This window comes from Rhizobium sp. R693 (assembly GCF_002211315.1).
Lineage (GTDB): Bacteria > Pseudomonadota > Alphaproteobacteria > Rhizobiales > Rhizobiaceae > Rhizobium.
This window is the reverse complement of sequence record NZ_LOKY01000003.1, coordinates 1-13,473: the sequence shown is the minus strand read 5'-3', so window position 1 is coordinate 13,473 and position 13,473 is coordinate 1. Positions and strand designations below refer to the sequence as shown.

Annotated in this window: 19 protein-coding genes; 7 read left to right on the top strand and 12 right to left on the bottom strand. The window is 59.1% G+C overall.

Annotated elements, in window-relative coordinates:
- The first annotated feature begins 173 nt into the window (after nucleotides 1-173).
- The 5 genes from ATY79_RS04160 to aat all read left to right on the top strand — a co-directional run bounded on the left by ATY79_RS04160 (nucleotide 174) and on the right by aat (nucleotide 3,991).
- Entirely contained in the window at nucleotides 174-932 is a 759-nt protein-coding gene (locus ATY79_RS04160) for a DsbA family protein (RefSeq protein ID WP_088694735.1), read from the top strand.
- Nucleotides 933-1,076: 144 nt separating this feature from the next.
- Nucleotides 1,077-1,514 (top strand): type II 3-dehydroquinate dehydratase, encoded by a 438-nt coding sequence (aroQ, locus tag ATY79_RS04155; RefSeq protein ID WP_088703134.1) that lies wholly within the window; start codon nucleotides 1,077-1,079, stop codon nucleotides 1,512-1,514.
- A 22-nt stretch (nucleotides 1,515-1,536) separates the two neighbouring features.
- Nucleotides 1,537-2,013, top strand: coding sequence for an acetyl-CoA carboxylase biotin carboxyl carrier protein (accB, locus tag ATY79_RS04150; RefSeq protein ID WP_088694733.1), 477 nt, complete (start codon nucleotides 1,537-1,539; stop codon nucleotides 2,011-2,013).
- A 10-nt stretch (nucleotides 2,014-2,023) separates the two neighbouring features.
- Nucleotides 2,024-3,370, top strand: a complete 1,347-nt coding sequence (gene accC / locus ATY79_RS04145; RefSeq protein ID WP_088703133.1) for an acetyl-CoA carboxylase biotin carboxylase subunit — start codon at nucleotides 2,024-2,026, stop codon at nucleotides 3,368-3,370.
- A gap of 6 nt (nucleotides 3,371-3,376) precedes the next feature.
- On the top strand, nucleotides 3,377-3,991 hold the full coding sequence (gene aat, locus ATY79_RS04140; RefSeq protein WP_088694731.1) for a leucyl/phenylalanyl-tRNA--protein transferase: 615 nt from the start codon (nucleotides 3,377-3,379) through the stop codon (nucleotides 3,989-3,991).
- A gap of 3 nt (nucleotides 3,992-3,994) precedes the next feature.
- Here aat and ATY79_RS04135 read toward each other — a convergent pair whose 3' ends face one another.
- The 5 genes from ATY79_RS04135 to gatB form a co-directional block, all read right to left on the bottom strand.
- Complete coding sequence (locus ATY79_RS04135; RefSeq protein ID WP_088694730.1) at nucleotides 3,995-4,426, bottom strand: DUF2155 domain-containing protein; 432 nt, start codon at nucleotides 4,424-4,426, stop codon at nucleotides 3,995-3,997.
- A gap of 108 nt (nucleotides 4,427-4,534) precedes the next feature.
- Entirely contained in the window at nucleotides 4,535-4,933 is a 399-nt protein-coding gene (locus ATY79_RS04130) for an NADH:ubiquinone oxidoreductase subunit NDUFA12 (protein WP_007792741.1), read from the bottom strand.
- Nucleotides 4,934-5,037: 104 nt separating this feature from the next.
- Nucleotides 5,038-5,499: a GNAT family N-acetyltransferase gene (locus tag ATY79_RS04125; protein WP_088694729.1), complete on the bottom strand. Its 462-nt coding sequence runs from the start codon at nucleotides 5,497-5,499 to the stop codon at nucleotides 5,038-5,040.
- Between the two features lie 6 nt (nucleotides 5,500-5,505).
- Nucleotides 5,506-6,009 (bottom strand): GNAT family N-acetyltransferase, encoded by a 504-nt coding sequence (locus ATY79_RS04120; protein ID WP_088694728.1) that lies wholly within the window; start codon nucleotides 6,007-6,009, stop codon nucleotides 5,506-5,508.
- Between the two features lie 5 nt (nucleotides 6,010-6,014).
- On the bottom strand, nucleotides 6,015-7,517 hold the full coding sequence (gatB, locus tag ATY79_RS04115; protein ID WP_088694727.1) for an Asp-tRNA(Asn)/Glu-tRNA(Gln) amidotransferase subunit GatB: 1,503 nt from the start codon (nucleotides 7,515-7,517) through the stop codon (nucleotides 6,015-6,017).
- 140 nt (nucleotides 7,518-7,657) lie between these two features.
- Here gatB and ATY79_RS04110 point away from each other — a divergent pair, with 140 nt between their 5' ends.
- On the top strand, nucleotides 7,658-7,957 hold the full coding sequence (locus tag ATY79_RS04110) for a DUF1294 domain-containing protein (protein ID WP_088694726.1): 300 nt from the start codon (nucleotides 7,658-7,660) through the stop codon (nucleotides 7,955-7,957).
- Here the strand turns inward: ATY79_RS04110 and ATY79_RS04105 are convergent.
- Nucleotides 7,949-8,461: a GNAT family N-acetyltransferase gene (locus ATY79_RS04105; RefSeq protein ID WP_088694725.1), complete on the bottom strand. Its 513-nt coding sequence runs from the start codon at nucleotides 8,459-8,461 to the stop codon at nucleotides 7,949-7,951. The two genes, ATY79_RS04110 and ATY79_RS04105, sit on opposite strands and share 9 nt — an antisense overlap.
- A gap of 293 nt (nucleotides 8,462-8,754) precedes the next feature.
- Between ATY79_RS04105 and ATY79_RS04100 the strand changes: the two genes are divergently transcribed.
- Nucleotides 8,755-9,012: a YjhX family toxin gene (locus ATY79_RS04100; protein WP_088694724.1), complete on the top strand. Its 258-nt coding sequence runs from the start codon at nucleotides 8,755-8,757 to the stop codon at nucleotides 9,010-9,012.
- A 43-nt stretch (nucleotides 9,013-9,055) separates the two neighbouring features.
- Here the strand turns inward: ATY79_RS04100 and ATY79_RS04095 are convergent, their stop codons facing one another.
- The 6 genes from ATY79_RS04095 to ATY79_RS04070 all read right to left on the bottom strand — a co-directional run.
- Entirely contained in the window at nucleotides 9,056-9,331 is a 276-nt protein-coding gene (locus tag ATY79_RS04095; RefSeq protein WP_088694723.1) for a hypothetical protein, read from the bottom strand.
- Nucleotides 9,332-9,355: 24 nt separating this feature from the next.
- Complete coding sequence (locus ATY79_RS04090; RefSeq protein WP_088703132.1) at nucleotides 9,356-9,820, bottom strand: GNAT family N-acetyltransferase; 465 nt, start codon at nucleotides 9,818-9,820, stop codon at nucleotides 9,356-9,358.
- A 20-nt stretch (nucleotides 9,821-9,840) separates the two neighbouring features.
- Complete coding sequence (gatA, locus tag ATY79_RS04085; RefSeq protein WP_088694721.1) at nucleotides 9,841-11,322, bottom strand: Asp-tRNA(Asn)/Glu-tRNA(Gln) amidotransferase subunit GatA; 1,482 nt, start codon at nucleotides 11,320-11,322, stop codon at nucleotides 9,841-9,843.
- Between the two features lie 54 nt (nucleotides 11,323-11,376).
- Nucleotides 11,377-11,664, bottom strand: a complete 288-nt coding sequence (gene gatC / locus ATY79_RS04080; protein WP_088694720.1) for an Asp-tRNA(Asn)/Glu-tRNA(Gln) amidotransferase subunit GatC — start codon at nucleotides 11,662-11,664, stop codon at nucleotides 11,377-11,379.
- Nucleotides 11,665-11,784: 120 nt separating this feature from the next.
- A complete protein-coding gene (locus ATY79_RS04075) occupies nucleotides 11,785-12,489 on the bottom strand; it encodes a metal-dependent hydrolase (RefSeq protein WP_088694719.1) in 705 nt (234 codons plus the stop codon).
- Between the two features lie 272 nt (nucleotides 12,490-12,761).
- On the bottom strand, nucleotides 12,762-13,473 hold a 712-nt coding region (locus ATY79_RS04070; protein ID WP_141105692.1), incomplete at its 5' end, for an IS110 family transposase.

Below are 13,473 nucleotides of genomic sequence, written 5' to 3'. Positions count from 1 at the left end.
TGCCGCAATAATCGGATCATCACAATCCCGCGATTGAACAGTGGATACGAAAATACCTGTTTGAAGACGATCGGGCGCACCGTAATTTGGCGACACCGGACTGCCGCCGTTAACCGGGCAGTGTTATCCGGCGCCTAGAAAGATACATACGAACTGCCAAAAACGAGGATATGATGGCCATACTTCCGAAAATCTTCACCGCACTGGCGCTCACCGCCTCGGTCGCCACGGCCTATCCGGCGGCAGCGCTCGATGACGCACAGAAGAAGGAGTTCGGCGAGTTCATCAAGCAGTACCTGATCGAAAATCCGGAGATCATGCTGGACGTTCAGGACGCCCTGCAGAAGAAGCAGGATCAGGCGCGCCTTGTTAAAGCCAACGCGGTGATTGCTGACAACAAGTCAACGATCTTCAATTCGAGATATGACATGACGATCGGCAATCCGAAGGGTGACATCACGATCGTCGAGTTCTTCGACTACAACTGCGGCTATTGCCGCCACGCGCTTTCCGACATGCAGACGATGCTGGAAAAGGACAAGAACGTCCGCTTTGTGCTCAAGGAATTCCCGATCCTAGGGCCGGAATCGGTCGCAGCCCACAAGGTGTCGGATGCATTCCGGAAGCTGGCACCAGAGAAATATAGCCAGTTCCATATTGCACTTCTCGGCAGCGACGGTCGCGCCGATGAAGCCAGCGCGATCGAAGTTGCCGAGTCGCTTGGCGTCAGCGAAAAGCAGATCCGCGACGAGATGGCCAAGAGTTCGAGCGATGCTTCCGTCAAGGAAACCTACCAGCTTGCTCAGAGTCTCGGCATCACAGGTACGCCATCCTATGTAATCGGCAATGAACTGGTTCAAGGCGCGGTTGGCTTCGACGACCTTGAGGCCAAGGTCAAGAACATGCGCGCCTGCGGCAAGACAAGTTGCTGATACGGCGCCCATCAAATCGCCAAAATCGAAGTGTTTCAGCCATGTGGACAAATGTGGCGTGATTCGGGCTGCGCTTTCCAAAGGGCTTTCATTAGGTCCGCTGGGAGTCTATAGGTTGCCGTCTCGCATCTACTGGAACATTCGATGACGCAAACGATATTCGTCCTGAACGGGCCCAATCTGAACATGCTCGGCAAAAGAGAGCCCGGCATCTATGGCGGCAAGACGCTTCAGGATATTGAGGCTGACTGCAAGGCGGCCGGGCGCGAGCTCGGCTTCGACATCGATTTTCGCCAAAGCAATCACGAAGGTACGCTCGTTGATTGGTTCCATGAAGCCAACGACAAAGCGGTCGGTGTCGCGATCAATGCAGGCGCCTACACGCATACGTCTGTCGCGCTCCACGATGCAATTCGCGCTATTTCCATCCCGGTGATAGAACTCCATATCTCCAACGTTCATGCGCGGGAAGAATTCCGCCACAAGTCGATGATTGCGCCAGCGGTGAAAGGCGTCATCTGCGGCTTCGGGCCTTACAGCTATATTCTGGCGCTGCATGCGCTGAAGAATCTCACGGCATAAAAAGAAGACAGGGCACATACTCATGGCTGAGAAGAAAAACGGTATCGACCAGGCGCTGATCCGCGACCTCGCGAACATCCTCAACGACACGGATCTCACGGAAATCGAAGTCGAGCAGGACGATCTGCGCATCCGCGTTTCGCGTGCCGGCAACACCCAATACGTCCAGGCTCCGATCGCCGCGCCCGCATTTGCAGCCGCGGCTCCGGCAGTGGCCGCCCCAGCTGCAGCGCCCGCGGCTCCTGCAGCTGCTGCGCGCAACCCTGCAAATACCGTCAGCGCGCCGATGGTCGGCACGGCCTATATGGCTCCGGCTCCGGGCGCACGTCCCTTCATCGAGCTCGGCGCGACCGTCAAGGAAGGCCAGACGCTGCTCATCATCGAAGCGATGAAGACCATGAACCAGATCCCTTCGCCGAAGTCCGGCAAGGTCACCGAAATCCTCGTCGAGGACGGAAGCCCCGTCGAATACGGCCAAGCCCTCGTCGTTATCGAATAAGGCGAGCGTCATGGTCTCGAAAATCCTCATCGCCAATCGCGGGGAAATCGCGCTTCGCGTTCTGCGTGCTTGCAAAGAGCTCGGCATTCCCTGCGTCGTCGTTCACTCGACCGCCGACGCCGATGCCATGCATGTACGCCTGGCCGACGAAAGCGTCTGCATTGGCCCTCCGCCTTCGCGCGACAGCTATCTGAACATCCACCAAATCGTGGCTGCCTGCGAGATCACCGGCGCCGATGCAGTTCATCCGGGCTATGGCTTTCTCTCCGAGAACGCCAAATTTGCGGAAATCCTCGAAGCGCACGGCATCACCTTCATCGGCCCCACGGCGGAACATATCCGCCTCATGGGCGACAAGATCACCGCCAAGACGACGGCGCAGGAACTCGGCATCCCCGTCGTTCCGGGTTCGGACGGCGAGGTGAAGACCGAAGAAGACGCGCTACGGACTGCTGCTGAAATCGGCTATCCGGTCCTGATCAAGGCGACTGCCGGCGGCGGCGGACGCGGCATGAAGGTCGCCAAGTCCGAGGCCGACCTGATCGAAGCCTGGTCGACGGCACGCACCGAAGCCGCTGCCGCTTTCGGCAATGATGCTGTCTACATGGAAAAGTACCTTGGCAAGCCGCGCCACATCGAAATCCAGGTGTTCGGCGATGGCGAAGGCAATGCGATCCATCTCGGTGAACGCGACTGCTCGCTGCAGCGCCGCCACCAGAAGGTCTGGGAAGAAGCGAATTCCCCTGCCCTCAACGTCGAACAGCGCATGAAGATCGGCCAAGTTTGTGCCGACGCCATGAAAAAGCTGAAGTATCGCGGCGCGGGCACGATTGAGTTCCTGTACGAGAATGGCGAGTTCTATTTCATCGAAATGAACACCCGCCTGCAGGTCGAGCACCCGATCACTGAAGCGATCACCGGCATCGACCTCGTTCACGAGCAGATCCGCGTCGCGTCCGGCGGCGGACTCTCTGTCAAACAGGAAGACATCAACTTCCACGGCCACGCCATCGAGTGCCGCATCAACGCCGAGGACGCGCGGACCTTCGTGCCCTCGCCCGGCACGATCACGCACTTCCATGCGCCGGGTGGTCTTGGCGTTCGCGTCGATAGCGGCGCTTACCAGGGTTACAAGATCCCGCCCTACTACGACAGCCTCATCGGCAAGCTTATCGTCTTCGGCCGCACGCGCGTCGAATGCATGATGCGCCTGCGTCGCGCGCTCGACGAATTCGTCGTCGACGGCATCAAGACGACGCTTCCGTTGTTCCAGGATCTGGTGGACAATCAGGACATCGCCAACGGCGACTACGATATCCACTGGCTTGAAAACTATCTGGCCAAGAAATCGGCGTAACAGAGAATGGCAGGATCGCGCAGGAAGTCTCCAGGCATAACACCGGAAATCCTCCTGCGCGCCTATTCCATCGGTCTCTTTCCGATGGCCGAATCGGCTGATGACCCAGAAATATTCTGGGTCGAGCCTGATCTTCGCGGCGTCCTGCCGCTCGACGAATTTCACGTTTCCAAAAGCCTCGCCAAGACGATTCGGCGCAAGCCGTTCGAAATCCGCTTCAACTACGATTTCGATGCGGTCATCGCAGCCTGCGCGGCAGAGACCGGGAACAGGCCGAGCACCTGGATCAATCAGACTATCAAGACGCTCTATTCGACGCTGCATCGCATAGGCCATGCCCACACCGTCGAAGCCTGGGACGGCGGCGAGCTTGTCGGCGGGCTATATGGCGTTTCGCTTGGCTCGGCATTCTTCGGCGAAAGCATGTTCTCGCGGCGGACGGACGCCTCGAAGATCTGCCTCGTTCATCTCGTCGAGCGGCTGCGCGCCAAGGGCTTTACTCTGCTCGATACACAGTTCACGACCGAGCACCTGAAGACGTTCGGAGCCATCGATGTTCCGAAGGATGAGTATGCTCACATACTCGCGGCGGCAATGGAATCACCGCACCTCAAATTCTGAGAATTAGTTAGCTGCCTTGTCGGGCGCAGGAACGTCCGAGTTCTGCTTGCAGTCTTTCAGCCAGACGTCATAGATCGGATGCTCGACGGCGTTGAGGCCGGGGCTGTCGGCAAACATCCAACCCGTAAAGATGCGGCGGATCTTGCGGTCGAGCGTGATCTCGTCGACTTCCACGAAACCATCAATCTTCTGCGCTTCGGCCTGATCACGCGAATAGCAGGCCTTCGGCGTGACCTGCAGGGCGCCGAACTGCACGGTCTCGTTGACATATACATCGAAGGTCGTGATGCGACCGGTGATCTTGTCTAGGCCGGAGAAAACGGCGACCGAATTCTCGATGCGGGCAGCGGTAGCGACCTGTGGCAGAAGCGTCGAGCCAAGCACCAGGGAGAGCCCGGCGGCACGCAGGAGCTGGTTCCGCGTGAAAAGCTTCATGTCTGCCCGTCTCCACAGCATCTTAAAATCGGAAGGCCGCAGTCGCTGCGGCCATTCTGCGGGTAATGGTCAATTGTGGCTAAAAGCGGGGCCGGTCAGGCCGCCTGCTTAGTTGCCAGGCGTCCAAGCGTCGTAGTCGCCGGTAACCCGAGGACGCTCGCCAGGAACGACCAGCGAGCCGGGCGGGCGATAAGCCTGTGGCGAACCGGTCGGGTTTGCGCGATGCGGCTTCTGCCATTCCTTGGCGACGTAGTTTTCCTGGCTCGGCGGAACGTTTGTGCGGTGATGCATCCAGCCGTGCCAGCCCGGCGGAATTGCCGAGGCTTCGGCGTAGCCCTTGTAGATCACCCAACGCTTCGGAAGGCCGTAAGACGACATGCCGCCTTCGTAGTAAACATTACCCAATTCGTCTTCACCGACGCGCTTGCCAAAACGCCAGGTCGCGAAACGCGTACCGATCGTCTGACCGTTCCACCAGGTGAAGATTTGCACGAGGAGATTCTTCATGTCTTTTCCTTGAGCTAGCCAGACGGCAAGCGGGACCAGAATTTGATCCCTCGCTTATGCCGCCAGCGATCCGCATTGTCCAGTGATTCCGGCGCCACACCAGCTCATTTCAGCGCCATCTTGAAGCCGAGATGCGATTGCCTGAAGCCGAGCCGCTCGTAGAAACGGTGCGCATCCTTGCGGCTGGCGTTCGAGGTTAGTTGAACAAGGCGCAGGCCGCGACGTTTTGCCTCCGCGATGGCGAACTCGATCATCTGAGCGCCAATGCCCTGCCCACGCATGTCAGCGCGCGTCTGCACCGCTTCGATAATCATCGACGACGAGCCACGACCGACCAGTGACGTCACGATCATCGTCTGGAACGTGCCGACAACCTGTTCCTCGCGTTCGGCGACGTAGAGCGTCTGATCGCGTGACGAGGCGACCCGCTCGAAAGCTCTGAGATAATCGCCCAAGGCTTCGGTAGCAGTCGTATCGCCGTGACCGCCGAGATCATCAGAGGCAAAGATCGCGACAAGCGCAGCAACGTCAGCGCTACGCGCCTCGCGAATGATGGTTTTGCTCATGATTGGCTAGCGCAGTTCGAGAGTTTTTTCGAGGATCAGTGTCGGGATGCCGGATTGTCCCGGCCCGTCATTTTCGTTGCGACCGACATCCTCGAAGCCATGGGCATGATAGAAGGCGATTGCCGTAGTGTTCCGTGGCTCGACCTCGAGGCGCATGATCTCGGCGTCGGGAAAGCAGGTTTCCAGCTCGGCAAAAATCTCGCGCCCGATGCCCTGGCGATGCAGCGGCGGTCGGACATATAGCAGATGGAGCATGACGGTCTTCGTCATTTCATCCGACATGGCGGCATAGCCGACCCCGCCGATATCCTTGCCGTTGTCGGCAACGAGGAACTCTGCATTCTTCTTCGCCAGGCGCGCCTGCAGCGCCGCCGGCGAAAACAGATGCGCAATGAGCTCTTTCACCTTCGCTTCGCCGTAGAGGCCAGCGTAAGTCGCGCGAAAGCCCTCATCCAGCAAAGTGCGCATCTTGCTAAGATCACCCTCGCTGGCAGTGCGCACGAAATACACGGTCCCTACTCCTCGATGCCGAGCTTCGCCTTCACGAGAGCCTGGACGGCCTGCGGGTTTGCTTTGCCGCCGGTCGCCTTCATGACCTGACCGACAAACCAGCCGGCAAGAGTCGGCTTGGCCTGAACCTTTGCGACCTGATCGGGGTTGGCGGCGATAATTTCGTCCACGGCCCGTTCGATCGCACCAGTATCGGTCACCTGTTTCATGCCGCGGGTTTCGACAATCTCGGCCGGATCGCCGCCCTCATTCAGCACGATTTCGAACAGGTCCTTCGCGATCTTTCCGGAAATAGTCTCCGCTTTGATGAGGTCAATGATCGCACCAAGCTGAGCCGGCGAAACAGACGTCTCTTCGATGCTCTTGCCGGTCCTGTTCAGCGCACCGAGCAGATCGTTGATGACCCAGTTGGCGGCTGTCTTGCCATCGCGGCCCTCAGCCACGGCTTCGAAATAGTCGGCGATCGCCTTTTCCGAGACGAGAACGGAAGCGTCGTAGACCGAGAGGCCGAGTTCGCGCACGAAGCGCTCCTTCTTGTCGTCGGGCAATTCCGGAAGGTCGGCTTCGAGCGCCTTGACGAAGGCATCGTCGAACTCGAGCGGCAGCAGGTCCGGATCCGGGAAGTAACGGTAGTCGTGCGCATCTTCCTTGGAACGCATCGAACGCGTCTCGCCCTTGTTCGGGTCGAAAAGACGGGTCTCCTGCTCGATCGAGCCACCGTCCTCGAGAACGCCGATCTGGCGGCGGGCTTCGTATTCGATCGCCTGACCGATGAAGCGGATGGAGTTGACGTTCTTGATCTCGCAACGCGTGCCGAAGCCTTCGCCCGGGCGGCGGACGGAGACGTTGACGTCGGCGCGCATCGAGCCCTCGTCCATGTTACCGTCGCAGGTGCCGAGGTAGCGTACGATCGAGCGCAACTTCGTCATGTAGGCCTTGGCTTCATCGGAAGAGCGCATGTCAGGCTTGGAGACGATCTCCATCAGCGCAACACCCGAGCGGTTGAGGTCAACGTAGGACATCGTGGCATGCTGGTCGTGCAGCGACTTGCCGGCGTCCTGCTCCAGATGCAGGCGCTCGATGCCGATCTCGATGTCCTCGAACTGCCCCTGACGATCCGGGCCGAGCGAGATGATGATCTTGCCTTCGCCGACGATCGGATCCTTGAACTGCGAGATCTGATAGCCCTGCGGCAGGTCTGGATAGAAATAGTTCTTGCGGTCGAAGATCGAGCGCTTGTTGATCTGCGCCTTCAGGCCGAGACCGGTGCGGACCGCCTGGGCGACGCATTCCTCATTGATGACGGGCAGCATGCCGGGCATCGCGGCATCGACGAGCGAAACGTTGGAATTCTGCGGCTTGCCGAATTCGGTCGCGGCACCCGAGAACAGCTTCGAATTCGACAGCACCTGCGCATGGACTTCCATGCCGATGATGACTTCCCAATCGCCAGTGGCGCCGGGAATGAAGCGTTTCGGATCAGGCGTGCGAACGTCGACAATGGTCATTGGGATGCTCTTTTTGAGGCTGTTCTTTTCAACTGGTGAGGTAACGGAAATGGCTTGCCGGTGCAAGGCTTTCGGCTGTGCGTCGCAGCGACGCCAGCCGGTTTGGCGCGTGTTAACTCAATGTCGCTAGCGTGACCCGCATGACGACAGCGGATATTTTCAAGATCATCGCGCTTTTCATGGCACTGAATGCCTTCGTGTTCTCGGTCTATTTTCTCGACAAGCAGGCCGCTCGCCACCATTGGAGGCGGACCAGCGAAAAGACCTTACTGACGCTTGCATTGGTTGGCGGCAGTCTAGGCGCCGTTTGCGCGCAGAAACTGCTACGTCACAAGACACAGAAAGAGCCGTTCCGCTCGATCCTGAGGGCCATCGTCGTCTTTCATGCCGCAGCCGCTCTGCTGTTATCGGCCGCCCTCGGTTACGTCGTACTAGGCTAAGGCTAGGCCGTATGTGCCGTCATCCGCGGCTTCCAGAGACTTTGACAGACCGACGGACGGCACATCACGATCGAGCTTGGGATTGTAGACGATCGATAGCCAATGAATTGTGTATCCCCGCTTCTGGAAGAAGCCGATCGCTTCGGAGTTCCCTGAGTGCGTCTGCATCATCGCCGTATCGAGGCCCTGCGCGGCGATGTCTTTTTCGATATTTTGCAAGAGCGCCGTCCCAAGACCATGACCGGTGAAGGCGGGATCGATCCAGAAATCTGAAATCTTCTCGTCGAGGGTCTCGCGCGCTGCCCATCCGGCCGGATGTCCGTTCCATTCGATGACGGTGACGGTGATCCAGCTACTTGCGACGAAATTGAAGAAGGCGCTCCGCGCGGCATCGACCATAGCATCCCCTTCGCCGATGGATGCCATCGCCTTCTGCCAGGCCCTCACTCCGATCTCGCTCAGGAGTTCCGCTTCGTCTTCGCGGGCATTGCGAATATGGATCAACGGTACCTCCGCGTTTCCACTGAAGTAAAACACCGAATCACCGCATTATCAAAGCCTCGCGTTAGGCGCGTGGCTCGTTGCAAGATCCCCCATCGGTTGCAAGAAACTTGACGGGATGTCGAGCAGCCGATATGACGACCACATGTTGAACTTGTCTTCTCAGACCCGGTAGAGGCCCCTGCCCGCAGGTTTTGCTTGCGCGCACGGGCCCGAAAAGAACGAAGCCCTGACGTCCGATCGGACGCCAGATCGTTTTTGTACGCCCTAGGGCGCTACCACCGGATCAACATTCCATGGATATTTCACGTACGGAGCAGCGTATCCTGCACCTATTGGCCCAGGGTGGCCGCATTGAAATCGAACGCTACGAAAACCGAAAGATCGAGGCGGTGAAGTGCTTCACACGCGATGGCTGGGTTTATCCCGGCTTCGGCCTCGAGCTGTTTCGCAAGCTGAAGCAGAAGCGGGCCATCAAGTCCTCGGGCGGCAGACCCTATCGCATCACCGAACGGGGATTGGTTCTGGTGAGAGCGGAACAGGATAACAGGTAGCTTTTCGATTTTGGCCGCGCATCGCTTCGGCGCGCGGCTTTTCTTAACGATGGGTGGAAAGCTCGGCCCTCATCGCTGACCACTCCTCGGCCACCGTGCCGTTCTCGCGGCGCTTGCCCGCTCGCCGGTACCAGTAGTCCGAATTCCAGTCGTCGCCTTCGATACGGTGGCAGAGCGCGTGCCCCCAGTCGAAAGGCGCCTCACCTTCATGCGCCTGGCAGATCTCGTGAACGGCCTGCCATTCCGCACCCATCGTGAAACCCACCGCCGCGAGGCAGTCGAACGCTTCGATCATATCCGCCAGATTCTGTTTGGACATTAGCCTCCTCCCGAGATTGCGGCCTTAGCCGAGACGCTTCTCCAGATGCACCTTTTCGAGCGGAATACCGAGTGCCGCATCGAACTTCTCATCACGCCAGATGATCGAGAAACCCGCTCGCTCGTAGAGCCGGATGGCGCCGGCATTGGTAGCTCGGGTGTCGATTTTTGCAACCTTGAAGCCGTCGGCGGCAATGCGTTCAATGAAATAGCGAATAAGGGCGGAGCCGCTGCCACGGCCCTGGCAAGCGGGATCGATCCAGATGTCCGATATGTGATTGGGCTCGTTTTCCCGGCCGCCCCAGCCGACTATCCTGCCTTCGAGTTCAGCGACGGCGACATCGCCCTTTGCCGCAGCGGGATAATCGAAGAATGCTTTGCGGGCATGTTCGATGACGTGTGCCTGGTGGAAGCCAACCTCTTTGGCGCCGCTGGATTTCCAGGCCGTAAAACCGACTTCGCCGACCATGTGATGGTCGGCGACGGTCATTTTCCGGACTTTAAGCTCGCTTACCACCACTTGGCGGGCGTGAACTTGCCTGCCGCCTGTTCGATCACATGCGCCGTCTTGAACAGCGTCTCTTCGTCGAAGGGCTTGCCGATCAGCTGCAGGCCGAGCGGGAGGCCCTTGTGGTCGAGACCAGCCGGAACGGCAATGCCCGGCAAACCGGCCATGTTCACCGTTACGGTGAAGATGTCGTTCAGGTACATCTTCACCGGATCGGAAGCGAGATTTTCGTCAGCGACGCCGAAAGCCGACGACGGGGTCGCGGGCGTCAGGATCGCGTCGACACCGGCATTGAACGCCAGTTCGAAGTCACGCTTGATCAGCGTGCGGACCTTCTGGGCCTTGATGTAGTAGGCGTCGTAGTAGCCGGCGGACAGAACGTAGGTGCCGATCATGATGCGGCGCTTGACTTCCTTGCCGAAGCCGGCAGCACGCGTCCTTTCATACATGTCGACGATGTCCTTGCCATCGACGCGCAGGCCGTAGCGGACGCCGTCATAGCGCGCGAGGTTCGACGAGGCCTCCGCCGGAGCGACGATGTAGTAGGCCGGCAGGGCATACTTGGTGTGCGGCAGCGAGATGTTGACGATCTCGGCGCCGGCATCCTTCAGCCAGGCAATACCCTGCTGCCAGAGCGTTTCGATCTCCTCCGGCATACCGTCGACGCGGTACTCGTTCGGAATGCCGATTTTCATGCCCTTCAACGACCGACCGAGCGCCGCCTCATAATCAGGAACCGGCAGGTCGACCGAGGTCGTGTCCTTGGGATCGACCGACGCCATCGACTTCAGCAGGATCGCGGCATCGCGTACGTCGCGCGCAATCGGGCCGGCCTGATCGAGCGAGGATGCGAAGGCGACCGTACCCCAGCGCGAGCAGCGACCATAGGTCGGCTTGATGCCGACCGTGCCGGTGAAAGCGGCAGGCTGGCGGATTGAGCCGCCCGTGTCGGTTGCCGTGGCGCCAGCGCAAAGGTGGGCTGCAACGGCAGCCGCCGAGCCGCCCGAGGAACCGCCAGGTACCAGCTGCTGATTGGAGCCAGCCGACCGCCAGGGATTGATCACCGCCCCGTAATAGGAGGTTTCATTGGAAGAGCCCATGGCGAACTCGTCCATGTTGAGCTTGCCGAGCATAACGGCGCCATCGTCCCACAGGTTCTGCGTGACTGTTGACTCGTAGTGCGGCTTGAAACCATCGAGGATGTGGCTGCAGGCCTGGGTATGAATGCCCTCGGTGGCAAACAGATCCTTGATACCGAGCGGGATGCCTTCGAGCTCGCCGCCCTTGCCGCCGGCGAGCCGTGCGTCGGAGGCTTCCGCCATCTGCAACGCCTTCTCGGGCGTGACCTTGATATAGGCGTTGAGCTTGTCGTTGGCCGCTTCGATCGCCGAAATATAAGCTTCGGCCAGTTCGGTCGCTTTGATTTCCTTGGCGCGCAGCTTCGTGCGGGCTTCGGCAATGGTCAGGCTGGTGAGTTCGCTCATGGTAATTCGCTTCAAATCTGGAATGGCAACGGAGGTCGGAAAGCGGCGAAAGCCTTATTCGACGACTTTGGGTACCAGGAAGAAATTCTGATCGGTGACAGGCGCATTCGAGACGATGTCGGCGGCCTTGTTACCATCGGTCACGTCGTCCGTGCGCTTCTTCATCTCCATCGGCGTAACCGATGTCATTGCCTCGACGCCCTCAACATCGACCTCGGAGAGCTGTTCGACGAAGCCGAGGATGCCATTCAGCTCACCCACCATGCGATTTGCCTCTTCTTCGGAGACGGCAATACGGGCAAGGCGCGCTACGCGCTTAACGGTGGCAAAGTCGACGGACATGGTATTCTCCGGATAGGATTTTTCCTACCCGCTATAAAGGCCATGCCCGCTATGCGCAACGGGCATGGCCTTTGGATAGCGTAGAATTCCGCCTCCAAAATCGAAGCGATTTCGGTAGACCTAGAGAGAAAAGCTTTCGCCCGGCTTCGGCGTCTTCACCGCTGTCTTCGATCCCTCCATGCCGGAGACGAACTTCTCAGGCGTCGGGTCGATGATCGGGAAGGTGCCATAGTGACAGGGAATGGCCGTCTTGAAGTTGAAGTAGCGCTGGCAGGCGAGTGCCGCCACCGCGCCGCCCATGGTGAAGCGGTCACCGACCGGCACGAAGCCGATATCCGGCTGATGCAGTTCGTTGATCAGCGCCATGTCCGAAAAGATGTCGGTATCGCCCATGGCCAGAATAGAAGCTTCCTCATCGAAGTGCAGCATCAGGCCGTTGGCATTGCCGAGGGCGTGTGAAACGCCGTCCTCGGTGATCTGCGCGGATGAATGCAGCGCATTGGTAAAGGTCGCAGAGAAACCGTCGAACGAAATCGTACCGCCGGTGTTGCCCGCTTCGATTTTCTTCAGGCCTTTCGAGCCCAGCCAGGCGGCAAGATCGGCGTTTGCGAGAACGACGGCGCCGGTCTCCTTGGCAAGTGCTACGGTATCGCCGACATGATCGCCGTGACCGTGCGTCAGCAGGATATGGGTGACACCGCTCGCGACATCCTTTGCATTCTGCCCTGCAAAGGACGGATTGTGCGTGAGAAACGGATCCAGCAGGATTTTCGCCTTTCCGATCTCGATACGGAAAGCGGAATGACCAAGCCAAGTGATCTTCATGAAAATTCTCCAATGAAAGAACACAAGGGACAAAACACCGCCATTTGCCGGCTTCTCCTTGGGTTCGGTTATGGTTTGACCGGCGTTTTGGCCGATCGGCTAAATCTTCTCCGTCCGCTGGACAGGTTGTTTGCGTCCGTCGGTTCGTGAACCATGCTCCAATGCGTGACCCTGATGCCCTGTGGCTTCGGTCACAGTATGGCGTTCGGCTCCCGGTTTCCCATTCTCCTTGAGGAGCGCAGCCCAGACCTGCCGGGCTCGCTGGACGATCATCAGGACAACCGGGATATCGCCGACGCGCCTTCCGTGGGGCTTTCGCCGCGCGGCTCGTAGGCGCGCTGGTCACGCAGGATCTGGAAGGCGATCGTCAAAAGCTTGCGCGCGATCGCAACACGCGCCTTGTTTACTCCGCTAAACTTCAGGTGTTCGTACTGGGCGCGCAGTTGCGCATCGCTGGCGATGGCCGGCGAGACCGCTTCCACGAAAGCCCAGCGCAGCCACTTGTTGCCCTGTTTGATGATCTTGCCATGGAAGGTCTTGCCGCCATTGGAATAGGTCGAGGGTACAAGGCCGGCATAGGCGGCAAGCTTCTTGGCATTGCGAAACCGCGATATGTCATCGATTTCCGCGTCGATCAGCCGGGCGAAGAACTCGCCGATGCCGGGGATTGTCTTCAACAGCCTCACATTGGCATTGGCCTTGGTCATGGCCCGGATCGTTGCTTCCGACTGCTTGATCCGCCCATCGATGTCGCCGATGAAGGCGAGACCACGATCAATCTGGATGCGGTCGATCTCTGAGACGTTGACCTGCGCCAGCTGGACGCGGCCGGCCTTGCCGAACAGGTCGCCGAGCGTCTTCAACTGCGCCGTCTGCTCCGGATAGCGATCGAACACCGTGACGATGCGGTTCTTGGTCATCGTCCGCAGCCGCACGTAAAACATCCGCTCGCGCAGCGCCACGCGCAGTTCTCGGGCCTTGTCG

Excerpts from the sequence above, each read along its gene's own strand:
- ATY79_RS04160 (WP_088694735.1), top strand. The coding sequence starts at position 174 with ATGGCCATACTTCCGAAAATCTTCACCGCACTGGCGCTCACCGCCTCG.
- aroQ (WP_088703134.1), top strand. The coding sequence starts at position 1,077 with ATGACGCAAACGATATTCGTCCTGAACGGGCCCAATCTGAACATGCTC.
- accB (WP_088694733.1), top strand. The coding sequence starts at position 1,537 with ATGGCTGAGAAGAAAAACGGTATCGACCAGGCGCTGATCCGCGACCTC.
- accC (WP_088703133.1), top strand. The coding sequence starts at position 2,024 with ATGGTCTCGAAAATCCTCATCGCCAATCGCGGGGAAATCGCGCTTCGC.
- aat (WP_088694731.1), top strand. The coding sequence starts at position 3,377 with ATGGCAGGATCGCGCAGGAAGTCTCCAGGCATAACACCGGAAATCCTC.
- ATY79_RS04135 (WP_088694730.1), bottom strand. The coding sequence starts at position 4,426 with ATGAAGCTTTTCACGCGGAACCAGCTCCTGCGTGCCGCCGGGCTCTCC.
- ATY79_RS04130 (WP_007792741.1), bottom strand. The coding sequence starts at position 4,933 with ATGAAGAATCTCCTCGTGCAAATCTTCACCTGGTGGAACGGTCAGACG.
- ATY79_RS04125 (WP_088694729.1), bottom strand. The coding sequence starts at position 5,499 with ATGAGCAAAACCATCATTCGCGAGGCGCGTAGCGCTGACGTTGCTGCG.
- gatB (WP_088694727.1), bottom strand. The coding sequence starts at position 7,517 with ATGACCATTGTCGACGTTCGCACGCCTGATCCGAAACGCTTCATTCCC.
- ATY79_RS04110 (WP_088694726.1), top strand. The coding sequence starts at position 7,658 with ATGACGACAGCGGATATTTTCAAGATCATCGCGCTTTTCATGGCACTG.
- ATY79_RS04100 (WP_088694724.1), top strand. The coding sequence starts at position 8,755 with ATGGATATTTCACGTACGGAGCAGCGTATCCTGCACCTATTGGCCCAG.
- ATY79_RS04095 (WP_088694723.1), bottom strand. The coding sequence starts at position 9,331 with ATGTCCAAACAGAATCTGGCGGATATGATCGAAGCGTTCGACTGCCTC.
- ATY79_RS04090 (WP_088703132.1), bottom strand. The coding sequence starts at position 9,820 with ATGACCGTCGCCGACCATCACATGGTCGGCGAAGTCGGTTTTACGGCC.
- gatA (WP_088694721.1), bottom strand. The coding sequence starts at position 11,322 with ATGAGCGAACTCACCAGCCTGACCATTGCCGAAGCCCGCACGAAGCTG.
- gatC (WP_088694720.1), bottom strand. The coding sequence starts at position 11,664 with ATGTCCGTCGACTTTGCCACCGTTAAGCGCGTAGCGCGCCTTGCCCGT.
- ATY79_RS04075 (WP_088694719.1), bottom strand. The coding sequence starts at position 12,489 with ATGAAGATCACTTGGCTTGGTCATTCCGCTTTCCGTATCGAGATCGGA.